This is a genomic window from Desulfosporosinus sp. BICA1-9, assembly GCF_000802135.1.
On sequence record NZ_JUEE01000131.1, the window covers coordinates 1 to 23,594 of the forward strand.

The 23,594-nt window shown below is 43.0% G+C and carries 27 protein-coding genes, 3 tRNA genes and 1 other RNA gene; 6 read left to right on the plus strand and 25 right to left on the minus strand.

The features are described from left to right. Positions 1-399: hypothetical protein (locus tag JL57_RS15315; protein WP_034142900.1), on the minus strand; the 399-nt coding region annotated here is incomplete at its 3' end. 157 nt (positions 400-556) lie between these two features. Here JL57_RS15315 and JL57_RS15320 point away from each other — a divergent pair. After that, a complete protein-coding gene (locus JL57_RS15320) occupies positions 557-847 on the plus strand; it encodes a hypothetical protein (RefSeq protein ID WP_291300142.1) in 291 nt (96 codons plus the stop codon). A 121-nt stretch (positions 848-968) separates the two neighbouring features. Here JL57_RS15320 and JL57_RS15325 read toward each other — a convergent pair whose 3' ends face one another. From JL57_RS15325 to JL57_RS15335, 3 genes are all read right to left on the minus strand, one after another. Further along, on the minus strand, positions 969-1,343 hold the full coding sequence (locus tag JL57_RS15325) for a Uma2 family endonuclease (protein WP_291300143.1): 375 nt from the start codon (positions 1,341-1,343) through the stop codon (positions 969-971). 177 nt (positions 1,344-1,520) lie between these two features. Further along, positions 1,521-1,913 carry a type II toxin-antitoxin system HicB family antitoxin gene (locus JL57_RS15330; protein WP_034142901.1) on the minus strand — a complete coding sequence of 131 codons (393 nt, stop codon included), beginning with the start codon at positions 1,911-1,913 and terminating at the stop codon, positions 1,521-1,523. 37 nt (positions 1,914-1,950) lie between these two features. After that, positions 1,951-2,124: a type II toxin-antitoxin system HicA family toxin gene (locus JL57_RS15335; protein ID WP_034142902.1), complete on the minus strand. Its 174-nt coding sequence runs from the start codon at positions 2,122-2,124 to the stop codon at positions 1,951-1,953. 814 nt (positions 2,125-2,938) lie between these two features. On the opposite strand from JL57_RS15335, the gene JL57_RS15340 reads away from it, so the two are divergent. Next, complete coding sequence (locus JL57_RS15340) at positions 2,939-3,778, plus strand: hypothetical protein (protein WP_291300144.1); 840 nt, start codon at positions 2,939-2,941, stop codon at positions 3,776-3,778. 432 nt (positions 3,779-4,210) lie between these two features. Here JL57_RS15340 and csrA read toward each other — a convergent pair whose 3' ends face one another. The 7 genes from csrA to flgM all read right to left on the minus strand — a co-directional run bounded on the left by csrA (position 4,211) and on the right by flgM (position 9,106). Then, positions 4,211-4,444, minus strand: a complete 234-nt coding sequence (gene csrA / locus JL57_RS15345; protein WP_034142903.1) for a carbon storage regulator CsrA — start codon at positions 4,442-4,444, stop codon at positions 4,211-4,213. A gap of 1 nt (position 4,445) precedes the next feature. Further along, on the minus strand, positions 4,446-4,904 hold the full coding sequence (locus JL57_RS15350) for a flagellar assembly protein FliW (protein ID WP_034142904.1): 459 nt from the start codon (positions 4,902-4,904) through the stop codon (positions 4,446-4,448). 49 nt (positions 4,905-4,953) lie between these two features. Then, the gene (locus tag JL57_RS15355) at positions 4,954-5,502 is read right to left on the minus strand and encodes a DUF6470 family protein (RefSeq protein WP_034142905.1); all 549 of its coding nucleotides are present in this window, start codon (positions 5,500-5,502) and stop codon (positions 4,954-4,956) included. A 267-nt stretch (positions 5,503-5,769) separates the two neighbouring features. Next, the gene (gene flgL / locus JL57_RS15360; protein ID WP_034142906.1) at positions 5,770-6,663 is read right to left on the minus strand and encodes a flagellar hook-associated protein FlgL; all 894 of its coding nucleotides are present in this window, start codon (positions 6,661-6,663) and stop codon (positions 5,770-5,772) included. Between the two features lie 39 nt (positions 6,664-6,702). After that, on the minus strand, positions 6,703-8,319 hold the full coding sequence (gene flgK / locus JL57_RS15365) for a flagellar hook-associated protein FlgK (protein ID WP_034142907.1): 1,617 nt from the start codon (positions 8,317-8,319) through the stop codon (positions 6,703-6,705). Positions 8,320-8,323: 4 nt separating this feature from the next. Further along, positions 8,324-8,806: a flagellar protein FlgN gene (locus JL57_RS15370; protein WP_034142908.1), complete on the minus strand. Its 483-nt coding sequence runs from the start codon at positions 8,804-8,806 to the stop codon at positions 8,324-8,326. 30 nt (positions 8,807-8,836) lie between these two features. Then, positions 8,837-9,106, minus strand: a complete 270-nt coding sequence (gene flgM / locus JL57_RS15375; RefSeq protein WP_034142909.1) for a flagellar biosynthesis anti-sigma factor FlgM — start codon at positions 9,104-9,106, stop codon at positions 8,837-8,839. Positions 9,107-9,447: 341 nt separating this feature from the next. Here flgM and JL57_RS15380 point away from each other — a divergent pair, with 341 nt between their 5' ends. Both JL57_RS15380 and JL57_RS15385 read left to right on the plus strand, forming a co-directional pair. Next, positions 9,448-10,254 (plus strand): flagellar motor protein, encoded by an 807-nt coding sequence (locus JL57_RS15380; RefSeq protein WP_034142910.1) that lies wholly within the window; start codon positions 9,448-9,450, stop codon positions 10,252-10,254. Next, positions 10,251-11,084 (plus strand): flagellar motor protein MotB, encoded by an 834-nt coding sequence (locus tag JL57_RS15385; protein ID WP_034142911.1) that lies wholly within the window; start codon positions 10,251-10,253, stop codon positions 11,082-11,084. The genes JL57_RS15380 and JL57_RS15385 overlap by 4 nt, the downstream gene beginning before the upstream one ends. A 7-nt stretch (positions 11,085-11,091) precedes the next feature. On the opposite strand, the gene JL57_RS15390 is transcribed toward JL57_RS15385, so the two are convergent. Then, positions 11,092-12,135, minus strand: coding sequence for a M28 family metallopeptidase (locus JL57_RS15390; protein WP_034142912.1), 1,044 nt, complete (start codon positions 12,133-12,135; stop codon positions 11,092-11,094). 29 nt (positions 12,136-12,164) lie between these two features. On the opposite strand from JL57_RS15390, the gene JL57_RS15395 reads away from it, so the two are divergent. Then, positions 12,165-12,602 (plus strand): YaaR family protein, encoded by a 438-nt coding sequence (locus JL57_RS15395; protein WP_034142913.1) that lies wholly within the window; start codon positions 12,165-12,167, stop codon positions 12,600-12,602. Positions 12,603-12,660: 58 nt separating this feature from the next. Then, positions 12,661-13,449, plus strand: a complete 789-nt coding sequence (locus JL57_RS15400) for a protein-glutamate O-methyltransferase CheR (RefSeq protein ID WP_034142914.1) — start codon at positions 12,661-12,663, stop codon at positions 13,447-13,449. Between the two features lie 62 nt (positions 13,450-13,511). Here the strand turns inward: JL57_RS15400 and JL57_RS15405 are convergent, their stop codons facing one another. From JL57_RS15405 to JL57_RS15455, 13 genes are all read right to left on the minus strand, one after another. After that, a complete protein-coding gene (locus JL57_RS15405) occupies positions 13,512-13,706 on the minus strand; it encodes a hypothetical protein (protein WP_034142915.1) in 195 nt (64 codons plus the stop codon). A gap of 204 nt (positions 13,707-13,910) precedes the next feature. Further along, on the minus strand, positions 13,911-14,297 hold the full coding sequence (locus tag JL57_RS15410; protein WP_034142916.1) for an EamA family transporter: 387 nt from the start codon (positions 14,295-14,297) through the stop codon (positions 13,911-13,913). Between the two features lie 207 nt (positions 14,298-14,504). Further along, positions 14,505-14,944, minus strand: an RNA gene (gene rnpB / locus JL57_RS15660) — RNase P RNA component class A. Positions 14,945-14,996: 52 nt separating this feature from the next. Continuing rightward, positions 14,997-15,149, minus strand: a complete 153-nt coding sequence (locus JL57_RS34570; RefSeq protein ID WP_291300145.1) for a hypothetical protein — start codon at positions 15,147-15,149, stop codon at positions 14,997-14,999. 204 nt (positions 15,150-15,353) lie between these two features. Continuing rightward, the gene (locus JL57_RS15415; protein ID WP_034142917.1) at positions 15,354-16,166 is read right to left on the minus strand and encodes a Nif3-like dinuclear metal center hexameric protein; all 813 of its coding nucleotides are present in this window, start codon (positions 16,164-16,166) and stop codon (positions 15,354-15,356) included. Then, on the minus strand, positions 16,157-16,954 hold the full coding sequence (locus JL57_RS15420) for a class I SAM-dependent methyltransferase (RefSeq protein ID WP_034142918.1): 798 nt from the start codon (positions 16,952-16,954) through the stop codon (positions 16,157-16,159). The genes JL57_RS15415 and JL57_RS15420 overlap by 10 nt, the downstream gene beginning before the upstream one ends. Before the next feature lie 255 nt (positions 16,955-17,209). Continuing rightward, the gene (garR, locus tag JL57_RS15425; RefSeq protein ID WP_291300146.1) at positions 17,210-18,100 is read right to left on the minus strand and encodes a 2-hydroxy-3-oxopropionate reductase; all 891 of its coding nucleotides are present in this window, start codon (positions 18,098-18,100) and stop codon (positions 17,210-17,212) included. Between the two features lie 24 nt (positions 18,101-18,124). Continuing rightward, a complete protein-coding gene (gene hyi / locus JL57_RS15430) occupies positions 18,125-18,916 on the minus strand; it encodes a hydroxypyruvate isomerase (RefSeq protein ID WP_034142919.1) in 792 nt (263 codons plus the stop codon). Positions 18,917-18,960: 44 nt separating this feature from the next. After that, positions 18,961-20,739, minus strand: coding sequence for a biosynthetic-type acetolactate synthase large subunit (gene ilvB, locus JL57_RS15435; RefSeq protein WP_034142920.1), 1,779 nt, complete (start codon positions 20,737-20,739; stop codon positions 18,961-18,963). An 813-nt stretch (positions 20,740-21,552) separates the two neighbouring features. Beyond that, on the minus strand, positions 21,553-22,686 hold the full coding sequence (locus JL57_RS15440; RefSeq protein ID WP_034142921.1) for an ATP-binding protein: 1,134 nt from the start codon (positions 22,684-22,686) through the stop codon (positions 21,553-21,555). Positions 22,687-23,163: 477 nt separating this feature from the next. Further along, positions 23,164-23,238: transfer RNA gene (locus JL57_RS15445), tRNA-Val, on the minus strand. 102 nt (positions 23,239-23,340) lie between these two features. After that, a tRNA-Ile gene (locus tag JL57_RS15450) sits at positions 23,341-23,415 on the minus strand. 20 nt (positions 23,416-23,435) lie between these two features. After that, positions 23,436-23,510: transfer RNA gene (locus JL57_RS15455), tRNA-Asn, on the minus strand. Positions 23,511-23,594: the final 84 nt, after the last annotated feature.

The window sequence follows — 23,594 nt, forward strand, 5'->3', positions numbered from 1 at the left end:
ATTGTGCGATTCCTTGTAAATAGTGGACTCTTTTTTCCCGCGCTCTCGTCCCACTTTGCTATAATAGTCGATCAACAACCTGAACTCGGGTACAAGCTTTTGGTACGAACCCCTTGCCTTAAAACTATGCCACTTTGAATCGGGATATCTGCCGTGAAGGTCGAACTGCTCGATAGCGCCGATTATTGCGTGTTTCTTTTCGAGTTTGTCATGAGGCGACGAATTGGCCTGGTAATCCCGGTACACGTCGCCATAGCATTTCCAACTCCTTAACCCAGCTTCTGATATGATCCATTGGATTTCTCTGCGGAACGTGTAAATGTACTTCTTTGAGTAGCCTGAATCTTCCATGTGGGAGAGCAACTTGGGGTAATTGTTTTTTAAGTTTTCTACGTTCATATATTTGACCTCCTATCAAGATTGATAGGAAAATCATAACATAAACAAATCCAAACTAATCCTTGTGAAAATGGCTTGGTTATAAAACAATTCGAAGAAAGGTTTGGATTTTATTTTTGTTTGGATAATGAAATCCAAATGTTTGGATAATATCGAGATGTTAGCTGAAAAAAATAAGGACATTAAGAAAGCCTATGACCTATTACAGATCATCAGTAAGGACGAAAAGGCAAGAATGCTGTACGATGCTCGGGAAGCCGAGCTTCGTGACCAGCTAACTAGGATGAAGTCAGAGAAGGATAAAGGAAGAGTACTGACAGCCAAAGCAGCCTTAAAGAAAGGGTTGGCGGTCGAACTAATCGCAGAAATCACAGGACTCCCCCTAGAAGAGATCCTAAAATTAGATCGTAACGAGGTCGTACTCTCACACAATAGGAAACTACTCTGACAATTGATGAATGGTTAAAAGGGGATTGTCCCCTCAAAATTTGGGCATTTCGTCTTCGGATGAAGTGTCTTTTTGGCATTTTAAAAAAATCGATAAATTAGAATAATAAGGAAAGGAATGACTAAAAAGCTACCGGTGCCTGAGAAACCTCAACAACCAAATCAGGTGCTCCCTCACATCCCCTTTGATCCAGTTTTTTGGGATCGCATACGACTACCAAATCGGGTTGTACTACAGTCTTAGTTTCTTCTGTACTCTCGTCCGCCCGTGGAAGACGAACATCAAAAGGGGCAACGTATACTTTACAGGTCTTACCTAGGAGATAGTTAGAAAACTGTCTCCCCAGCTCCACTAGAATTTCCTGGTGTAACCGAGATGGGGCGGGGGTCATGTCAACAATTATGCCTTCGATCAGTTCCATACGCTTCTCATTATCCCATAGCAAGTAGTCTGCGTAAGTATAACCCTCTAACTTTTCACGAGCCGATTCGCCCATTGCAAATCCCCCTTCCAAAAAAATCCCGCACCCATATTATACTCTAAAGTTAAAGAGTTCCTACGAGTGTCTGGCTATTCAGCTTGATTCTTCTCATTACTCTATATCAGCAAATACTTTTACTGGATTTACTGAGTGAATCCAACACTAACATCACCATTATTTTATACTTATAATCTAACGATTTCGGACATCGAGCTTTTCTTTCAAGCCTTCCTGTAGAATCTGCGAAAAATTAACCCCTGCTTTTTCGGCTAGGTCATTAAGCCAACTGGGCAAAGTTAGATTTTTTCGGATTGTTCGATTATCGTTTGCTCTGCGATATGCATCGATATCAATATCAACTAGGGTAACAATCTCGTTGTCTGCGCATACAGGCTGAAGAGTAGATGGTAACGGAATAGACCGACCCATATCCTCTTCACAGATCCCCCATAGCCCAATCGCGTCGCGGGCCATTTCAATAGCATTGGCTATATCTGTGCCTTCGGTGTTAATTCGCAAATCAGGGACAAAGACAACATATCCGACTTCAGCCGGAGTTAAAACAATAGGGTATACTTTTTTCATAATGCACCTCCAATTATTTTCATAGCGGTATAAGGGCTTAACTCAGCCCCTGTCGCTTGATGATAGCTCTTGCTAACTTTTCATCCACTTCTCGATGGCGAGGAATTGGTTCGCTGTTTATTCCATTGGTATATATGTCATGATTTGCACCATTTCGAAATAACCACCAACCATTGACAGTTAATTTTTTAATCAAGTCTTTTCGTTTCATCCCCTCACCTCTTAGTTTATATTATACATATCTAATGCGCATAACACAACAAATTTTTTCCATTAATTACTATTTTATAAAGCTACCGGTGCCTGACACCAACTTATAACTTATCAACTTATTGTTTAGCTTGTGAAAACTAGGGTTCGATGTTGTAGGTGCGAGAAGTATACTCATATGGGTTTAGAGTTTGTTAGTAAGATATTCATAGTAAGCCCGAGGGCGTACCACTTCAACGTCGACGAACTATGCTGACTTATTGCGAATAATGAGTTAAATATTATGCTCTTCGAGGGCATCAAAACGCTCAAGATGAGTCAGCGCCTCGTTTTAGGTTTTCCAATCGCGGAAACAAGCTCGAGAGATACCCTTCCGTCCGGTAAGCCACCCTCGGGGTCAACGCAATTATAAACTTATTCTGACAATTTTAATTTGCTCTTCAAGAATCTAAGGATGACAATAATCAATGTCGTCACTCTTCATAATACGCATATAGTTTGTCTTACTTGGCACAAATTATATCATTGTCGGACATTTTTCAATTCCTACGCTAATTTTCTTTGGAAGATGGCGTGTTTGACCTGTCGAAATTTTCGTGTTTCATAGTAGCTTTTGTAAAAGTAGGGACAAAGTTTAGAAAAATGCCCCTCTTCATCCTCATAAAGAAGCCTTCCATTTCCATCATTGGTTACATTCACAGAAAGATAGTCAATATTATTACAGCATGCCAATATGCGTTTCTGAATAAAATACTGACCTGTAGTTTAACGGCTTAGGTTATAGTATAATATTTACAAAGGGGTAGGTGATAGTCTTGGAAACGGAGATCAACGCTCACAATAATGATATTATCATGAAGGCCACCGCTGCTATGTTTAAGGACAAGACGCTTGAGGTTTTCGGGCTTAAGACAGCTAAGATTGTGGATATCATGCCCACGGTCTTACCTGTAGTGGAGGCCAAAGAGAAGCGGGTAGACTTTGTATTCCTCTTAGAAGACGATACCCTGCTCCACTTGGAATTCCAGACCACAGTCCCTGAGGACCTCTTACGGCGAGTTGCCTACTACGGAGCTAGACTTGTTGAAAGACACAACATGAATGTCAACACTGCCGTAATATATTCAGGACGAATCGAGAGTGCTCCCGAACTACTGGAAAAAGGATCGCTATGCTACAGAGTCAATAACGTCTTTCTCAAGCGCATGGACGGCGATGCAGAATATAATAGGATAAAGACCCTTCTTGACCAAGGAGCGGAATTAGAAGAAGCAGATATATTGAAACTGATACTTCTCCCATTAATGAAGAGTCAACAACCCGAAGCGGAGATGACCATTAAAGCTGCACAATTGGCCAAATCAGCCAATTCCAAATTAACCGACTTTGTCATAGGATCAATCATAGCCATTACTGACAAATTTTTACCAGAAGAATATAAGAAGAAATTACTGGAGGTGTTAAGCATGACTCAGATTGAAGAATGGATAAGAGAAGAAGGCAAGCTTTTGGGCAAGGCAGAAGGTAAAGCAGAAGGCAAGCATGAAGATGCCCGCAACGCATTAATTGAGGGAATAGAACCAACAATTGTGGCTAAAATCACAGGCTTACCTCTGACAACGATCCAGAAAATAAAAGCTGACTTGACTAACTAAGTTATTCCGAATTCTCTTATGCCTCCATGTAATTAGCAAATATGCTCGGGTCGAATCGGTACGATGGAGATCAAATCTTTAATGATTTGGCCACCAAAATCCACAGTGCGAACTGGATCAAATGAGCTTCCTCGATTTTTCGACTTGTGTAAATATTGTTCATGTAAGCATACACGAATACCCGGAATAATGTCTTAGCCTCACGTTCCAACAGAAGAACGTGGGGCTTTTTCTGTCTGATCACACATCAAGAATGGTGCATCTATTCTCGCCTCAATCTGGTCTAACGTTTCAAGTCGGTATTAACCCATTCTAGTTTCTGGTTCAGATAGTTTTCGTCTATCACTGCTACTCCTTTATGCTATTAGAACTTCGGAATTTGGCCTAATATTATTCCCTGAATAAAATTAAGAAGTAAGCTGCTATACGCACTTACTTCTTAATTTGCATTTCTTTCAGTTTATCTAACTCGGTTAGATCATTGGGAACGGCAGCTTGTCTGTTTTCTGCCGCAATCGCATCGAAAATCTCTCCACGGTAAATCTTAACCACTTTGGGGGCCTCAATTGCCAAGCGGATGTTATCCCCTTTGATACTGATCAACGTCACCACGATGTTGTCACCTATGACGATTCGCTCGCCAACTTTACGAGTAAGTGCCAACATATTATCTTCCCCCTTCGACAGCTTCTTTCAGCAAGCCGTCAGGAAATAATTTATGCCGGATAGAATACTCTGGCTTGTCCAGAATAACCTGCCTACCCGTTCGATTGACCCCATTTATTACGATAGGCGCCAACAGATTCACCGTCATATCCGCCAGTCTTTCTTTCGCATTAGCGATCAAAAATACCTGCGGCAGATTTTCCAGGGAAAGGTCCAGTTCCTTAGCAACTCCATCCTCCAGGACAAATTCATAGTCCTTCAAAAAAGCAAAAGGATCCACTAATAAGAAGGTTAAATTTGCTTCCATTGTGGACTGAAGAAAAAAGAAAGGACTTTCCGTATCATGCAGTACATATGCGAACATCTTCTCGTCAGGAAAACCAGGGATTCCGTGGGGGAAGTTAAATAATTGTTCTTCTGCTACTTCCAGTTGTCCTAATCTAGTTGACTCTATCTTCATATACTATTCCCTCCAATCTGGGAGCTCATTCGCAAGCTCATAGCGATCTTCAAACTTTGACATCCACGGTTGATATTTCAATACTGGGGTATTGAATGACTTTAATATCTAGAATCCCAGGCTGATAGTCTCCTTCTACCTTGCCTGGCTGAATAGAAACATTCACATTTCCAGCACTAGCATTTATCTGAGCTGGATTAGCTTGATAATTTATCCTAGGCGCAGCAAGAGGTGCAAAAGTAATCTCTGGAACAGCTGTTAGACTGGCACTGAAAGCTATATTGCCAATCGCATTTGACCCATTCTCAAACCGAGCCATTTGGTTTCCCTCTCCCACAATCCGCGCAATAGTGTCCATAGCGGTTTGCCTACCCAATTCAGCATTGTCTCGGGAAAAATCGGCCATATTCTTTAGCCCGATTGAATAACGAAAAGGAGTCTGGTCGATCGTCAGCTCTCCCCGCGGTTGACGAATCTCCAAAGTCGGCGGCGTCGTCTCCATTTGCACCTGAGGCCGAGTGGACTGCAGATTCAACTTGGCATTCTGAATGTTATAATCCAGACGAATCGGCTGAGTATTAATATTAATTTGGAGCATGAAGCCACTCCCTTCGGTCGAAATACCTAATCCGTTCCATCTTGACCCAAGATGTTTTGCTTAACACAGAGCGAAGCCTCAGAATGAGCAGCCGCCAAACTCAACGAAGACAAGAACCCCAAATCAAGGGCTGAGCACAGGACGTGCGAAGCCGCCAACTGAGCCAGGGACGGCGAATTTGGCGGGGACCCTCGGCCCCAATCCGAAGTCTGAGTCGTAGTTTGGCCTGCGAATTCTACGGCTGACCGAGTGTTAACAAAACATCGCCTATCTCATAAAATCCACTAAAGAAGGCTGAATAATCTGCGCCCCAATCGACAGCGCAGCCTTATAAACATTTTCTGAATTCTTGAAATCGATAATCGTCTTGGCGATATCTGCATCCATAATACTCGAAAGATTCTGGGTCAGATTGTATGATGTGGTATCCAATTGTTCCCGCAGTGCCGTCATCCGGTTAGTACGCGCTCCTATATCGGCACGATGCGCTAAGACATTATCTATATTCCCTTCAATATCCTCAAGAGAATTTCCGATCGCTGTTGCATCATTGTTCTCCAATGCTTGACTTAAGGCATTTAACGTCGCAAATATCCCCGAGCCGCCCGTTAGAGGTTCAAAAAACAAACTCTTACCATCAACGGAAATAGGTAAGCTAAGATTATTCCCCACCTCAAATTTAACAGCCTCACTATTCCCTTTCCATTGCCAAGTTCCATCGGTAGTTACTGGTTCCTTATCCGTTGCTGTCCCTGAGAAGATAAACCTTGAGCCAATTTTAGTATTCGCTAACATACCGAGTTGTTCTGTAATCTGACGAACCTCCAGGACAATACTTTTTCTATCATTTTCAGATAACGTCCCGTTTGATCCTTGTACTACAAGCTCCTTAACCCGTTGCAGCATCGACGTCATATCCCCGAGGGTGCCGTCCGTCGTATCCATCAGCCCCAACGCTTCATCGACGTTGCCCTTCCATTGCTCGACAGCAGAAATATTGCTCTTCATACGCAGGGCATTTTGAATTCCTACCGGATCGTCTGAGGGACGATTGACACGATAACCGGAAGTCATCTGGTTTTGGATTTGATTCATTCTCTCCTGGGTCGCTTCAAGATTACGCAGTAAGTCTTGAGTCATCATTTTATTGGTTATCCGCAAAGTAATCACCTACTCTCGCTGTTTAATATCATGTTCTTATTAACGGGTCGTCCCCATTCGATTGACAATCGTATCTAACATATCATCCATCATGGTTACCATGCGAGCTGCTGCTGAGTAGCTTTTTTGAAACCTCACGAGATTTGTCATTTCCTCATCCAAGGATACGCCGGAAAACGACTCCCGCTGGCTTGTTAGGTGTACGACCAAGACATCTTGTCCGGCTTTCATACGCTCGGCCTGTTGGACATCCACACCCATTTGAGCGACGTTCGACCCGTAATAATCGCCGAAAGAAGCTCCTGTAACAGGAATTGGATAGTCTTCACCAAGTACACTTTTCAGGCCATTCCAGCCACTCGATAACGAGGAAAGCGCTCTTGCAATGCTCCCATCCCCTACGGTAACAAGCAGGTTACCATCAACGTCGAGAGCATGGGTAGGAGGAAGAGGAGGAATAGGTGTTGTATCTAACGGAATCATTCCAGTAGCAATTCGATTAAGATCATCCTCGATTAAAAAATTTAGGGTTATTGTTGCAGCTGTGACCACGGGAAGTTCGGGTGGGTTCGACGAAGAAGGGTTCGACCCATCTGTAAAGAAATTAATCCCGACCGGGCCTGCTAGAGGATCGGTATCGTTTTCCGCGATTAACCCTTGCCCTTTTTGATGAAGCGCATTTACCGCGCTGGCGATTCCCTGAGCTAGCTTGTCAAATTGCTCCCTAAACTTAGGAAGATCAACATCACGCACTTCGATATTTGCAGCGAGGGCTCCAAGTTTACTTCCTAGGTCAACATCCTTATTGGTTAAATCGTCACTCCAGACGACTCGGGAAAACCCTTCATCATTCTCCGGAGGAGGTTCTTCTAAAAATCTTACTCTGCTGTCATCGACCAAGATATTGGACACTGAATTCTCATTTCCAATAATCACCTTATAATTATTAACACTACGATCCGTAAAGGTTGAGTCCTTCGTTTCGACGACTCTGACGCTGACAATCTTGGAAAGCTCATCCACCAGGACATCCCTTTGATCTCGTAAATCATTGGGGTTGTCTCCGGCAACTTCTGACCGTTTAATTATGTCATTAAGATCTTTAATTTGCTGACCATACATATTGATTTGATGAATCTGAACCTTGACATTCGACTCTAAATTTCCTCTCATGTCACTAACTTGTTGGTCAATGTTATGGAAACTTTCCGTTAAAGTTTGTGCTCGCTCACGAACAACTGAGCGCGCTCCCATATTTTCCGGATTTTTCGACAGATCACTCCAAGAGCTCCAGAATTTGTCCATATCTGAATGCAGACTGTTCTCGGAAGGTTCGTTTAGAATGCCTTCAATTTTCTGAAGACTATCTTGTCTTCCTGCCCAATACTGTTGCTTGGATGTCTCCCCTCGAAACTGCCGGTCCACATAGCTATCTCTAGCTCGCGTGATCGTATCCAGAGTTACCCCCGAACCTATGCTCAGGCTTTTTCCGGCCACGGATACCGTATAGGGAGTGGTTGCCGTCAAATTCCCAATCTGCCGAGTATAGCCCTCGGTATTAGCATTGGAAATATTATGCCCAGTAATATTTAAAGCGGCTTGCTGTGATGACAGCGCTCTGCGCGAAAGTTCTAAGCCAAAGAAAGTCGAACTCATATCTTTAAATCCTCCGATCCAAGAGATGAAGTTTACGGGATTCTTCATTCTCTTTAACACTGGGATGCTGGTAAGTGTTTTTTTCCTGATGGGTTAACATACTAACTGTAAACTCCACAACTTTCATGGCCTGTTGAAGAAGTTGGGTATTAATCTCATGAATTTCTTGTAAATCTCCAACAACCTTATCCAGATCATGACTCACTTCCTGTAAGATCGGGAAATGTTCTGCCAATTCTGCCAGAGTGAGGTCCTGGGGCTCTTTTCCAAGGTCACGGCCAATGTGTTCTGCCCACATAAGCCGCTCTTTCTCCAAGCGGCCTGCCTCTAATAAGAGTTGTTCCTCCCGAGCCGTAATCGACTCAATTTCTTGGAGGTTATTCTTCAGCAAAGCTTTTTGCTTATTCCTTTCAAGAACATTTAAGTCCTCATAAACCTTGACTTGTCGTCTTAAGTTTTCATTAAAGCTCTGAAGTATTTCAGGCACGGAATTCTCCCCCTCTGATGCATTCATTAACTAGAACTCTGGAGAAAACAATTTTTCCGCTATCTTTTGTCCGTCAATTTGGAACTCCCCACGTTCAATCTGTTCAGTCAGAGCTTTAACACGGTCCTCCCGAACAGAGGGAAGCTCTTTTGCCTTCTGAAGCAAAGCTTGAAAGACTTGCGCTTTGTCGGAAACAGCGACCTTATCTTCAGAACCGAGCGTCTTCTTTTGCACTTGTGATACACGATTGACTGCTTGAACGCTCCCAATCGGAGACATTGAAGTCCCATCTATTTTCATTTTGCTCACTCCAAAATACTTATTCTACTCTCTATATCGAAGATTAACCGCAAAAACTAAAGAGGAATTTTCTTGATTGCGAAACATTTTTCAAAGAAACTTAGAATTATAGTTTCTTCCTCAGTTTTTCCTATATAATACAATCATAAACTTTACTGTAGAAAATCTAATGATCAGCGTGTAAAATGACGATATAACTATATCGGATCATTCTCATGAAAAGTTTCTCATTTTCGACTAGCGATTATAATAGTCAGAAATTTAGCAAGGGAGGTAAGTCGTAATCCTTCATACTTCAGTTATAACCCCTTTCGAGGTATTAGGGTTGCGGCAAGCAGATCATGGATTTATCAACAATGATTGGACTTCTCGCTGGATTCGGTTCCATCATCATCGGTTTCATATTAGAGGGGGGGACTGTCAGTTCTCTAGGCGGGGTATCTGCTGCTATCATTGTCTTCGGTGGAACTGCTGGAGCAATTATTACCAGTTTCCCACTGTCTGATCTCAAAAAACTTCCTCAATGGTTTAGAATCGCATTTACCTCCCAGACCTTCGGGACTGCTGAGGCTTATGAGACCCTCGTGAGATTTGCCGAAAAAGCAAGACGCGAGGGGTTACTCAGCTTGGAACAAGAACTTGAAACTGTAACAGACCGCTTTACCCATCAAGGCATGCAACTCGTAATCGATGGAACCGACCCTGAAATTACCCGAGAAATTCTAGAATCGAATATTGCGGTTCTAGAAAAACGCCATAAGGTTGGAATTTCCGTATTTGAATCTGCGGGTGGTTATGGGCCTACTATGGGCATTATCGGAACCGTCATGGGCCTTGTCATGGTCTTAGGTAATCTATCTGATCCAGAAGCGCTCTCCCACTCGATTGCAGCTGCCTTTCTTGCCACTCTCTATGGCGTCGCTTCTGCAAACCTCTTATGGCTTCCTATTGCTACAAAACTTAAAATGAAGGACAAAGCTGAAGTATCGGCCATGGAGATGGTACTCGACGGCATTCTGTCCATCCAGGCAGGTCAAAACCCATCCATCCTGAAGGAGAAATTAAAAACCCACATTGGGATATCCTCTGAAAAAAATGAGGACAGTGAAGTCACACCCAGACGTGCCGCGGTTAGTGAGAGCCGATGAGGAGAAAACGCAAACATGAAGCAGAAAAGGAAAATGGCGAGCGCTGGCTTCTAACGTATGCTGACCTAATTACCCTCCTCATGATATTTTTCGTCGTACTTTACTCAATGAGCAAAGTAGATGCTGAAAGATTCCAAGCCGTAGCAGAATCCCTTAACAAAGCACTTGGTGGAGGAACTCCCGCGAAAATCGAGTTGGCTACCAGCCCAGTGGGACCGTCTCTCATTCAGACCGGAACTCCGTCTCCTAGAACCACCCACACAAATTCAAACACCAACGAGGAAACTAAAAACACAACTCAGGAAAATACCGATGCAGAAAACATGAGCATTGAAGCGATTAAAGCCAAACTTGATAAGTTTGCGGCTGACAACCAAATACAATCCAAGCTGGTTTCTTCCCTAGAAGAACGCGGCCTAGTCGTTAGCATTCAGGAAACCTTACTTTTCGAAAGCGGCTCTGCCAGTATTAACGACCGAGCACGCGATATTCTAGAGAAAATTTCCACGGTCCTTGCGCCAACCCCCAATCAGATCAGAGTTGAAGGGCATACTGATAATTTACCCATTCGAACCCCGCAATTTCCAAGTAATTGGGAACTCTCGGTGATTCGTGCAACCAATGTTGTGCAAATTTTATTGAACGATCAGATTATACCCAGTCGGCTATCCGCCACAGGCTATGGAGAATATCGACCGATTTCCCCGAATGATACGGATACAGGACGCAGCAAAAACCGCCGTATTGATTTAATCATTCTTCGCTCCAAATATGACCTTACCGAGCCTAGTGCCCCCACTCCAATCAGCGACCCACTAACAAAACAATAACGAACCCTTAAAAAGCAAGACTATGCACTGCTCTGTAGATCATCTCTGTTGCTAACTGAACCTGTTCAAGCTTCAATAATGCTGTAGTGTCTTCTGGAGTATGATTTTTGACTAACCACTCCTTTGCTAGCAAGGTCACTGCCGGAATGTTGGCCGAGGCAAAACTGACGGAATCGCTATTATGCCCTGCCGAAGGGGTCAATAAGGCACTGGCCCCACATTCTGCAGCGGCTTGACGAATAGCCTTGACCGCGATATTTTCGCTGTCTGCCCAAAGTGCAAAGTTTCCAAGCATCCCATTGCCGACTGTATCGACGTTTAAGACTGCTTGGATTTGTTGAAGAGGAAAGGTCGGAGCTTGGACAAATGCTTGGGACCCAACGAAGCCCATCTCTTCAGCACTCCAAAAGGCGATCACAATCGTTCGTTTTGGAACTTTCCCCTCCCGGAGAACTCGGCGTATGACATCTAGTACACACCCGACCCCTGATGCGTTGTCATTAGCTCCAGGGTAGACCTGCCCTTCAAAAATTCCCAGGTGGTCGAAATGGGCCGAAAGTAGAATGATCTCCTGCGGATTCTCACCGATTAGCCCCCCTAAGAGATTGACACTCGGAGTCTTTAAGGTCCGACTTTCTCCAGGTTTAAAGGTCAACCGACCCTTGACCCTGGTTTTCACCACCGGAGGAATTGTAAACGCATGACTAAACCCTATTTTTGGTTCCCCCATAGGCTTTAGTCCAAGCCTGCTGAGCTGGGTCGTCAGATACTCTGCTGCTTTAGCCTCTCCTATTGATCCCGCTTTTCGACCCTGCATCTCATCTGCAGTCAATATAAGGATATCATCCATTGCTGTGCGGTTTAAACTTTCCTGATTAATCAAATTAGGCTCTTGACTCTCCTCGATCAAAGGGGGAAGTACCAATTCAACCGGCGGACGACCTAACCCTATTTTTATAGTCTCTCCGACACGGGTCGGCCAGAGACTCCAAGGTAGACCGACGGCTCCCAGACCTAATAATGTCTTAATAAATACTCTGCGAGTCTGCATAACAATTCCTTTCTTAAAGGAGAATGACTATGTCTTTACGCATAAATACACCCCATCAAACCCCAGCCACAAACCTTGATTCTCAGAGTCCCTCTGCTAAAACGAATGATTTTAGTGGTGTCTTATCTCAAACCCAAAAAATTCAGCGCATCGAACTCCAAACGTTTCTAGGTAAACTTGAATCTCAAGGGAAGAAGCTAGCTCAATCTCTCTCGATCCGTGATCTTAAAGATTTTCGCGATATGGTAAAAACATTCCTTCGCTCCACCTTTGGACAAAGCCGAAAAATGTTTGAAGATTCGTCCCATGATTCTTATGGGCGCCCAAAGGTCATGACGCGAATTGCCAAAATCGATCAAGCATTAGAAGAGTTAGGGCAACAACTCCTGGATCAGCAATCTAAACCCCTTGAAGTTTTAACAAAGATTGATGAAATTCGCGGCTTAGTTGTCGACCTTTTCGCTTAGGATTACGGTTTTATCAAGTCGTTTGGGAACAAATATATTTATGAAAGAGGTGTAACCCTTGTCCTTTGCATCCATTGCCAATACCTATGAAGACTTTGTTAAAGGGTTTCATCCCAAAAGCGGGCTGGATCTAAAATTCTATAAGCAAAACCAAATGCAGCGTCGAATTCTTAGCTTTATGCACTCTCACGGGCACCAAGCCTATCCGGAGTTTTTGAAAGCACTTAATCTTGATCCCGTCTTATATGACGCCTTCTTTAAACATTTAACCATTAACGTTTCTCAATTCTTCCGGGATGCTAACCAATGGAAAACCCTGCGAGAAACGATTATACCCATGATGCTTCAGAATAAAGCCCCGCTAAAACTTTGGAGTGCCGGCTGTTCAAGCGGCCAAGAACCTTACTCACTAGCTATGACAATGATGGACTATTTCTCCACTGCCAAGTTCACCGTCCTTGGCACAGATATAGATGTTAATGTACTGCAACAAGCTAAAGAGGGTGTCTACAAACAAAATGATTTTGCAAGTACTCCACCAGAATTTCTACAGAAATATTTTACCCCATCTGATAAAGGGTATCAAATCAAAGATTTAGTCAAACGACAAGTCAATTTTCAGCACCAAAATCTACTTACCGATCGTTTCCAAACTAGCTTTGACTTTATTGCCTGTCGTAATGTCGTGATCTACTTCACTGAAGAGGCCAAAGAAATGCTCTACAAGAAGTTCACAGAGTCCTTACGCCCAGGTGGAATTCTTTTCACCGGAAGCACAGAACACCTCTTCGGGATGAATCACCTAGGCCTCAAACCCGTTTCCTCTTTCTTCTATCAGAAACAATAACATAAACCAAACCAACTAGGGACTCTGACTCATTCACCATGAGTCAGAGCCCCTTTAAAGTTTCAAGTAAACGACGTTGGACATTCTCGTTCATACTGTTGAACAAATTCCTCCAAAGGATAGGTAACCCCTTTGCCTTTAAACTCCAACGATACCTGTTGAGCATTTGGATTAAATCCGATAAACTTCATACCGAGCAGCCTAGCCATTTTAGATAATTCGATCCGCGTACCTCGCCCGAGGTCTTGTAATTGCATCCAACACACTCCCCTTTTTCTTGTCATTATGACTCCAAAAAAGTATTGAATGTCCCCGATCAAACCGGCATATTAAGTTGTTTCAGAGAGTGACAAGTCACAAAGAATACTTGGCAACTCAGCTTAGGTTTATCATATCTTATTCACCAGTTTCTTTCAACTCTCTTATCTTGAAAGATATTAGCTTGCCATGAGGAATAGTTCTTACCAAGATCCCCAAATTCCCAAGACACTAATGCCCGCCAAAATCAGCACGCATCCTATGATTTTAGGCATTGTGAGAGTTTCATGGAGTAGAAGAACACCATACAGAATAGCAATTACATATCCCAACGAAACTAGTGGATATGCATAGCTAAGCTCCCAACGTGAAATTACTACCAGCCAAAGAATTGAACTAACTCCAAAACACATAAACCCAACGAAAATTGCCGGAGAGAAAATTATGGATCCCAGCTGTGACCAAATCCCTGTGAGCGTTACCTTTCCATATTGAAGCATACCTAGACGGAATAAAAATTGCCCTGTAGCCCCTAATAAAATTGATACCAAAGCAACGACTAAAGGGCGTACTTCAGAGCTTATAGTCATAGATTCAAAACTCCTTGAATTCAACTTCAAAACTATAGTTAATAACAGTAAAGTTTTCTCTGAATGACGTTTATTTATTCTTCTAACTTTAAGCTCAAGTTATAAAGATAAATAAGTAGTGAAAAAAAACAAGATCTGGGAAAGAGCAAAAATCCTATCAAATAAATAAGGAAACCGCCGATGCATTTACATCCTCAGTTTCCTACAATGCGAAGTCAACCTATAAGCCGAGTTCTGTCCCTCCGTTCGGAGGTGATGATCATCTATCTCGAACCGCCGTTACCGACGGCCTCTAGCGACCTTACCCGGGAACAAAAACGGGCCGTTCATAGTTCCCCTATTCAGTCTTGCTCCAGGTGGGGTTTACATGGCCAGCCAGTCGCCTGACTGCCGGTGAGCTCTTACCTCGCCTTTCCACCCTTACCTACTCGGAGGTCAGTCGTCAGAAGCCGGAAGTCGGATTAGAACAAACTTATTCTAACCTCTGGCCTCTGACAACTGACCTCCGTTATCGGCGGTATCTCTCTGTTGCACTTTCCTTGGGGTCTCCCCCACTGGGTGTTACCCAGCACCTTGCCCTATGGAGCTCGGACTTTCCTCAGAGGCGACCTTTGGGTCCTTACCTCCGCGATCATCTGGTTGGCTTCGCTTAGTTATCTTACTAGAAAACTTTGTTTTGGTCAAATGGAGAGTATTGGATTAATTAACATTAGTCTTTTTCTCTTCCATTTCTTCCATTTCATCATCAATGTCCATCAGTTCGATCAACCATTTAGTACGATTAGCACCGTCTTCTGAAATGTTGATTAATACCTTTTCACGTTGAACACGTAGGATTTCTGTGCGGTTCATAATTCATTCTCCTTTCAAATGTTTTCTATCGGGGAATCAGTAATTCGTCTAAATAAGCCTCGGATATTTCATTGAAAAGACTCTATTATCAGACTATTCCTTGCAATATTATAGTAATATATTTCACAATGGCTGTCAAGTGGTAATATTTACTTTCGTAATGTTGCAATAGTCAAAATTTATTACTAAACAATGACCATCCCTTTAGCCAAGCCATGGCGAGCGATTGATTGAACTCACTTTAATCTCTATTCCTTGCAGAGATTTTTCGGCAGACAAATAGTGATACAGCTTTTTCAGCATGGGCGCTTCGCTTAGGAAATGCCCAAGATCTCCGACAGCCATACCTCCTTCCAGTGCATCGAGAGCGGAATGATGGTCAACATCTCCCGTTATAAGGAGATCCGCTCCTTTAAACAACGCATTAGAGACGAATCGCCCCCCACTGCCATTGACAATGGCGACTTTTCGCACATCTTGCTCTAGTGATCCGGCTAAGCGAACTCCAGATAACTCATAGTCCTGTGCATATACCTCTGACTTGGTCAACTTATCTAAAAACCTCTTCCACAGAATTTCTAATTTCTCACGATGTGGTAAATAGCCGATTACACCGTACCCTCGTTCTTCGCCCTCCAATAGTTCCATTTTTTCAAGTCCTAGGATCTCCCCTAAGACGCGGCTCGAAGAGAATACTGATTGATCCAAATTCGTGTGAGCAGCATAATAACCAATCTCATGTTGCAAAAGTCCAAGAGGGACTTGTGCTCCTGTGTTATCAGATCTTAAGTTTTTCAGAGGACGGAAAATTATGGGGTGATGGGCCACGATAAGTTGGGCGCCAAAATCCTTTGCTTCCTCGACCACTGCCAAGGTTCCGTCTAAAGAAATCAATATGCGCTCAATGGGCTTTGATCCGCTTCCAACCAATAACCCGACATTATCCCACTCCTCAGCCCAAGATTTGGGAGCGATCTTTTCAATTAGTTGAGCCACTAATCCAATCGTTACTGCCATATCCTTAGTCCCTCCACTAACGTCAATTCATTGCAGACCTCTCTGATTTTTGTGACAATTTCTATGCTCTTGGATTTCTTCATTTGCTCGATCCGCCTCAGAAGCATGCCGCAATAGTCGTTGAGATGATCCCTCAAGAGTTCCGTTCGTTCTTCTAGGACGAGGGGTCCGAAATGCCACACAAGTCTGGACACTAAGTCTTGGAATTCAAATGTCTGGATACCGAACTTCTCCTGAAGCGGGTGCAACCGCAGACTCCAAACACTCACATTTTCTTGTAGTTGGACAATGTCCCATCCTTCTTCCTTAGCAAGGGCTATGACCACATAGATTCGATCCTCTTCTTTCACCAACCGCTCTTCCTTAAGCCGCCAGCCACTATTCAACAGCGCTAACCGTAACGGTCCCTCTGCCCCTTGCGGTTGTAAGATGAGATCAGTCACGGAAGCTAAAACGTCTGGACGGGCAGATAGAATCTCCAACATGGTTCTGCCACCCATTCCCGCAAGGGTAAGGGCATTGATTTCCCCTGACTCAAGTGGCATTAAACCATCACCAAACCTCACATCTATGTAAGCCTCTAAGTTCCGGCCTTTAACAGCATTCAACGCGGATAGGTATGGCCCTTCATGGACATCCACAGCGATAGCCTTTGATATTTGCAGTGTCTCGTAGAGTGCTATGGGTAAATAGGCATGATCAGTCCCGATGTCTCCCAGCTCTGCACCCACTGGCACAAAGGATGCAACAGTTTGCAAACGTGGACCTAGAGTGACGGATATTGTCATAATTCACCTCTTTAATAATAACTACTTATTAAAAACTATTATGCCCTTAATTGCATAAATGGAACCCTAGTGTGAGAAAAACAAAACTCAAAATTATGTAGAATAGGTCGTTCTTATTATAACACTCTGTCAGGCAAAGTGCTTCTCGGCGCACAAGAAAAGGCGGATAGATTATTATTGTCAATCCATCCACCTTTAAATTTTGAAAGTTATCTGACGGATCCTCCCCTTGTCCCATCCGTATCTCTTTCGTTACTATCCTCTACTAACTTCGCTTTGGGCCAGTTTTTCGTAATACTGAACGAGAGCTCCATGATCCGCCTGTTCTAAGCCTTGAGCCTTGAGCACTTGCATCATTTCCATTACAGACGCCGTTAAGGGCAACGGAGAACCGATTTCATGACCCGTTTCTAAAACATTGTTTAAATCCTTAATATGCAACCCAATTCTGAACCCCGGATCAAAGCGACGCTCGATCATCAAGGGCGCTTTGGCATCTAAAACAGTACTGCCTGCTAATCCCCCACGAATAGCTTTATAAACAGCTTCAGGATTAACCCCTGCTTTGGTCGCTAGTACTAAGGCTTCGGATACTGCGGCAATATTTACCGCTACGATAATCTGATTTGCCAATTTTGTTACATTTCCTGCACCGACATCTCCGCAAAGTAATGCGGACGAGCCCATAGCTTGAAAGATCGGATAGCATTCTTCAAAATCAGCTAACATCCCGCCTACCATAATAGAAAGGGTCCCCTCAATCGCTTTGGGCTCTCCCCCACTCACTGGCGCATCCAGAAAACGCACGGATTTTCCGGCAAGGACTTCAGCTATCTCTCGACTGACAATGGGAGCAATAGAACTCATGTCAATCACTATAGAACCAGGATGAATCCCTTCTAGAACCCCATTAGGTCCAAGAATTACTTCACGGACTTGAGGGGAATTGGGAAGCATGGTAATAATTATTTCACACTGTTCAGCAACATCCTTAGGGGAAACTCCTGCCTTTGCCCCCGCTTCCACAATCTCTTGAATTGCCTTTGTGCTTCGGTTATACACAACAACCTCATAACCTGCTTTTATAAGATTTCGGCTCATAGGCTTCCCCATGATTCCTAAACCGATAAAACCAATCTTACTCAACTCAGATCACACCTTTCTATTTTTCTATAAGCTATAATTTTTAACCCACCTTAAGGATGTTTCTGTATCAGGGCCAGGAACATATTCCAAGGCAATCTCCTGCGAATACCCTGCTTTCTTAAGCTCTGTCAATAATCTCTGGAAAGCGATCTCACCCGTACCCGGTTGGTGTCTTCCTGGCTGATCCGCAATCTGAATGTGGCCGATCTGAGCTATGGAATTACTGAGGGTTTTCCAGAGATCTTCGTTTTCACGACTCGCATGGTAAATGTCCCACTGTAAAAAGACATTTGGACGATTGATTTCTGCGATGAGTTTTAAAACTTGATCCGTGGTATTGAGGAAGAACCCAGGAATATCATAATGATTAATAGGTTCAATCATCAAGCGCAAACCATGCTCCTCAAGTTTCTTTGCCGCATAAGAGATGTTTTCCACCATGGTCGACCGTAATACCGACTCATCCAACTCAGGATCTCCTTTGCCAACTAAACAGTTCACCTGTGTCACACCAAGTTTTTGAGCCGCCACGATCGCTTGCCCTACTCCTGCACGAAACTCGTTCTTCCGTTCTGGCTTAACCGCGATTCCTCTCTCCCCATTTCCCCAATCCCCTGCCGGAAGGTTAAATAAAACGAGCTTTAACTCTAAGCTATTAAGCTGTGATTTTATCTCCTCAAGGTCATAATCGTAGGGAAACATAAACTCTACCTTTGCAAAGCCTGCCGCTTTCGCGGCCCTAAACCGCTCCATAAAAGGCAACTCTGTAAATAGGAATGAAAGATTTGCGACGAAATTCTTAAGATCTGTACCCATAAGTGATCTTCCTTTCTGCTGACTATTTTATCTACTTATACCTCTTAATTAAGTTCCTTAACTCCACTAATAGTTCCATCCAGAGAAACTGAACATTGTGCATCCGGATCAACCAAGATCTCAATTAGATAAGGGCGATTGATGCTAAACGCACGCGCTAGAGCTTCAGTGATCTCTTCAGGCTTGTCTATTAGTTCAGCTTCTACACCCATTCCTTTGGCCGTAGCGACAAAGTCTAAGCCTCTTTGATGCCCTTGCACTGTGTTTTCGTAGTCCAATTCCGTGGAAATCCATCTGCGGTTGAAAAGCAGGTTTTGCTGCTGTCGAATCAGACCAAAAAGTGAATTGTTTAAGACAACGACCACCACAGGAATATTATGTTTTGCGGCAGTAGCTAAGTCTTGTAGCGACATCCCCAAGCTCGCATCCCCCAATAAATTGACAACTTGACGTTGAGGATAAGCGAGCTGGGCTCCCATAGCTGCCCCTAACCCCCACCCCATGGTGCCTGCTCGTCCTGTGATTAAAAACGTCCGAGGTTCGTAGGCCTCAAATAATTGAGTAGCCCAGATTTGGCTCAACCCACAATCCAAGGTTACAATTGCATTCCTGTGCAGACCTTTTCTGACTTCAATGATAGCCTGCTGAGGTTTCAAGGGTCGCGTCTCGAAGTCCGTTTGACGAGCAAGCTTTATCCTATCTTCTTGAAGAATTTGAACCCTTTCCTGGGCCTCAGTTTTAGGCTTGTACGCACTTCTGCGAATCTGATGGTTGAATTGCCGTAAAAAATCTTTCACATCTGAAACAATCTCCAGTTCCGCAGGTACATTGCGTGATAGTTCTGTTTTATCGATATTGACGTGAATCACTTTACGGTCCTTTTTAAAAACCGCCATGGCTCCTGTACTCCGACTGTCGAACCTTCCCCCTAGATTCAGGATAAGATCGGAACCCAGAAGGGTTTTATTACCTAGCGGAGTCTGACACATGGTCCCCACCATTCCTGCATAGAGCCTATGATAATTTGGAAACCCATCCTTCCCCATGAGCGTGGAAACGACAGGAATCTCGAGTAATTCAGCCAGAGCTAAAAGTTCTTCTGAGGCGTCTCCTAAAACAACTCCTCCTCCAACCATAATTACCGGTCTCTCAGCTTCTTGAATCATTGTTAAAGCCTGTTCTAATTGGCTATGGGTTACTTCCATTATGCGACTATCGGTCTCTTCATTCAAATAATCTTCGACATTAATTATTATACTTCCTTTTTGGACGTCAATGGGAAGATCGATTAAGACCGGGCCTTTTCTACCTTGCGTCGCCAATTTCCATGCCTCTTGCATCACCTTAGGCAACTCAGACGTCTTCTTGACCAAGTACGCTGCCTTAGTGACTGGCGCAGCCATTTCCACAATCGGCGCTTCTTGAAACGCATCGGTTCCCAGTAAGTTAGTAGGAACTTGGCCCGTGATTGCTAGTAATGGAATAGAATCTCCATAGGCGCTATAGAGTCCTGTCAGAAAATTGGTTGCACCTGGACCAGAGGTAGCTGCGCAAACCCCCACTTTACCCGTCGATCTTGCATAACCGTCTGCCATAAAAATTGCGGTTTGCTCATGACGGACATTAATCGAGCGCATATCGTGGCGCTCAAATACCTCGTCGTAAAAAGGCAGAATGGCAGCCCCTGGAATACCATAAATCTGAGTCACTCCCTTGCGAGCCAAAAATGTCACGATAAATTGGGCTCCTGTCATTCTCTTTGTTTCAGCTTTTACTTCTCCCCAACCCTGTTCCTCTACCTTTTCGACTCCCCAAAGTGCCATACCAATCTTCCTCCTTTACTTCTTTTGCATTTCTCATAGGTTAACTTTATTAAATAGAAACCGTAACAAAACGACTAAAAATCATTTTCGTTTTATATAGTGAAATTAAGTTTCACAGTTACGGTAAAGTTTTCTCTGCTGGTGCATTACTCTCTAAAGGTTTTAGCTGACTGTCTCTTAATTATCGGAGGAGATAAATGATTTATTAAACGATTAGATATGGTTGGCTGATTAATATCTAATCATGTTTCACATATTAAAACTGTGTTTCATTATTTCCGTACTAGAATACTACCACATTTTGCCCTGTAAATGCAATAGAAATTTTATGGGTCATAAATATAAAAATCCCCTCACTAGGAGGGGTATAGAAAAAGGAGGAGAGCTAAGTAAAGTGTTAATCATTTAGCTATAAGATACTTAATCTATCTTTGATATAGGTCATGCTTAATAATATCATTAACTTGAATTCTTGGAATAGGACATTGGTCCTTATATTTGACCTAATTTGAAATAACTCCCCGCACAGACCAAGGTGAGTATAGAAAAGACCACAAATTGAATACAACATCTTTTCAGCCAATTGTTTGCGACAACCTGTTTTTCCATCTTATTTACTAGATAAACAACTAGATGTTATCTAGCAGGGCGTTGATTTAAAAACAGTCTCAGAGCTCCTTGGTCAAAAAAACGTTCGCGACAACTGGTAAGATTTATACTCATGTCATGCCTAGATTACGGACTCGGGCCATGAGCAAAATTACTTATTAAAGGATAAAAATAAAGCAGTACTTGCATAAATCCCTTCTACGTTTAATAAACATCAATCTTTTCGATTAGATAATGTTTTAACATCGGTTCCACAAAATTATAACTGCCACGGCTAGATTTTTCGATAACTGCTCTTGAAACCAGTGTATCTACAGCTCGCTTTATCTCATTTGGATTACCGCTCAGCCCCGAATAAATGCGTAACCCTTTTGCAATACCAATCAGCACATGACGGACATTAGCGACTTTCCCCAATTCATCTAAGAGTTCATCAAAAACAGGGGACAACGTTAAAAGCGCCCGGGTATATCCTGTTCTTACAAAATCCAACGTTAATGTCGCTTCCCCAGCTTCTATAAGTGCGTAGTAAATCTCAGAACATAAAAGCATTGTGTCTTGCGGATGACCACCACTTAAATCTAAGATTTCAAGGATTGTCCTCTCATTAACGGCGATTCTTTTCTCTAAATATTTGGAGGAAAGGTACTCCTTCCAAGCATCCGTAGGGATAGGTGGAATAGGCAATATTGTAGCAAATCGATAAAAGGCCTGCCTCTTATCGCCGAAGATAGTATTCATCATGCCCTCTTTTGAACCAAGAAATAAATAGGAAACACCCTCTTGTCTCTGAAAATAAGAGCGCATAACCTTAAGTGTATCCTCACCAGCTATGCGAATGACCTCTTGGAATTCATCGAAAACCACCACGATCTGCTTTTTGTCCTTTTTTGCAAGAATCTCAGGTAGGCGAAGAGCGTAGTTAAATAACTCATCATCATCTCTACCTTCGCCCGGCAACCCAACCTCAAATTCAAGATCCTGGATCTTAGCAGTTAGCCTTGCCCCGCTAGCTATTCTTTTTAGGCCATCTTTTAAAGCTGCCGTTGTTTTACTAATACCACTACGATTTTCTAAACAAGCATCTATAATTGCAAGGGAAAGTTGTTTTTTTGTGTTATATCGAAATAGGTCAATAAACGCAACATAACTATCCTTTGTTTTAAGTCTCCTTAAAACCTCTAACGCCAAAGACGTTTTACCAATTCGACGCGGGCCAGCCAACATGATACTCTGCCCTTCTATTAATCGAATTCCAAGGGAAAGTAAGAAATCCTCACGATCAACGATATCCTTTTCCGATACGGGTCCACCCAATGGAAATAATCTGCTCGGCATGTCTCCACTCCTTATTATTACACTATATGTAACATAATATTACATTTAGTGTAATAATGCAAACGCTTAGATAATGATAAATTGTATGAACGTAAAATATTGAACACGTATAAACTAAAAGGATGGTTAGTGGTAAGGGAATTTTAGAATTGTATCCTTTCAAACAACTTAGAGCCCATTTTGGGCCTCTAAGTGTAAAGGTAGTAATTTCATAAATGTCTCAACTATTATGGATCTATATGTCAAAGCTAAAAAATATCCATTCAATAATAAAATACCTCATTGAACTCATCAATGAGGTATCTGTATTTTTCTTATGACCGCCTGACCGAATTTTGACCGACTACTTAGTGATTCTTACGGGTATTAGTGGGTATTTAACAGTTTTGTCGTTCAGCCTCACAATTTTCCACTATCCACAAATCTGCTCATACCAAGACTGTAGGCTTGTTTACCTAATTTCTATATCTATTTCACTGGTGGGCGATACTGGTCTCGAACCAGTGACCTCATCCGTGTGAAGGATGCGCTCTACCGCTGAGCTAATCGCCCAAATCGATATTCGTTGTTCGTTATTCGATAAACTGTACGAACAAGAACTAAGTTACGTATGTTTGTTATCTTTTCCACCGTTTCGAACTTCGAACTTCGAAATGGTGGGCCCACTAGGATTCGAACCTAGGACCAACCCGTTATGAGCGGGGGGCTCTACCGCTGAGCTATGGGCCCGTAATAAGATAAAAAAGTAATGGCTCCCCGAGTAGGACTCGAACCTACAACCTACCGGTTAACAGCCGGTTGCTCCACCATTGAGCTATCGAGGAATCTCTTGCACGGGTTATTATACGTAATTCGCCCGCTGTAGTCAAGTCTTTTTGTGATTATCTTTATTAGAAATTTTATCCTCT

Bases quoted from the DNA above. Each gene is read 5' to 3' on its own strand.
- JL57_RS15395 (WP_034142913.1), top strand. From the start codon at position 12,165: ATGTCTTTACGCATAAATACACCCCATCAAACCCCAGCCACAAACCTT.
- flgM (WP_034142909.1), bottom strand. From the start codon at position 9,106: ATGAAAATAGATGGGACTTCAATGTCTCCGATTGGGAGCGTTCAAGCA.
- hyi (WP_034142919.1), bottom strand. From the start codon at position 18,916: ATGGGTACAGATCTTAAGAATTTCGTCGCAAATCTTTCATTCCTATTT.
- JL57_RS15410 (WP_034142916.1), bottom strand. From the start codon at position 14,297: ATGACTATAAGCTCTGAAGTACGCCCTTTAGTCGTTGCTTTGGTATCA.
- JL57_RS15420 (WP_034142918.1), bottom strand. From the start codon at position 16,954: ATGACAATATCCGTCACTCTAGGTCCACGTTTGCAAACTGTTGCATCC.
- JL57_RS15335 (WP_034142902.1), bottom strand. From the start codon at position 2,124: ATGAAACGAAAAGACTTGATTAAAAAATTAACTGTCAATGGTTGGTGG.
- JL57_RS15330 (WP_034142901.1), bottom strand. From the start codon at position 1,913: ATGAAAAAAGTATACCCTATTGTTTTAACTCCGGCTGAAGTCGGATAT.
- ilvB (WP_034142920.1), bottom strand. From the start codon at position 20,739: ATGGCACTTTGGGGAGTCGAAAAGGTAGAGGAACAGGGTTGGGGAGAA.
- JL57_RS15440 (WP_034142921.1), bottom strand. From the start codon at position 22,686: ATGCCGAGCAGATTATTTCCATTGGGTGGACCCGTATCGGAAAAGGAT.
- JL57_RS15350 (WP_034142904.1), bottom strand. From the start codon at position 4,904: ATGAAGATAGAGTCAACTAGATTAGGACAACTGGAAGTAGCAGAAGAA.
- JL57_RS15380 (WP_034142910.1), top strand. From the start codon at position 9,448: ATGGATTTATCAACAATGATTGGACTTCTCGCTGGATTCGGTTCCATC.
- csrA (WP_034142903.1), bottom strand. From the start codon at position 4,444: ATGTTGGCACTTACTCGTAAAGTTGGCGAGCGAATCGTCATAGGTGAC.
- JL57_RS15415 (WP_034142917.1), bottom strand. From the start codon at position 16,166: ATGGCAGTAACGATTGGATTAGTGGCTCAACTAATTGAAAAGATCGCT.
- JL57_RS34570 (WP_291300145.1), bottom strand. From the start codon at position 15,149: ATGAACCGCACAGAAATCCTACGTGTTCAACGTGAAAAGGTATTAATC.
- JL57_RS15385 (WP_034142911.1), top strand. From the start codon at position 10,251: ATGAGGAGAAAACGCAAACATGAAGCAGAAAAGGAAAATGGCGAGCGC.
- JL57_RS15405 (WP_034142915.1), bottom strand. From the start codon at position 13,706: ATGCAATTACAAGACCTCGGGCGAGGTACGCGGATCGAATTATCTAAA.
- JL57_RS15390 (WP_034142912.1), bottom strand. From the start codon at position 12,135: ATGCAGACTCGCAGAGTATTTATTAAGACATTATTAGGTCTGGGAGCC.
- JL57_RS15325 (WP_291300143.1), bottom strand. From the start codon at position 1,343: ATGGGCGAATCGGCTCGTGAAAAGTTAGAGGGTTATACTTACGCAGAC.
- flgK (WP_034142907.1), bottom strand. From the start codon at position 8,319: ATGAGTTCGACTTTCTTTGGCTTAGAACTTTCGCGCAGAGCGCTGTCA.
- JL57_RS15355 (WP_034142905.1), bottom strand. From the start codon at position 5,502: ATGCTCCAAATTAATATTAATACTCAGCCGATTCGTCTGGATTATAAC.
- JL57_RS15320 (WP_291300142.1), top strand. From the start codon at position 557: ATGTTAGCTGAAAAAAATAAGGACATTAAGAAAGCCTATGACCTATTA.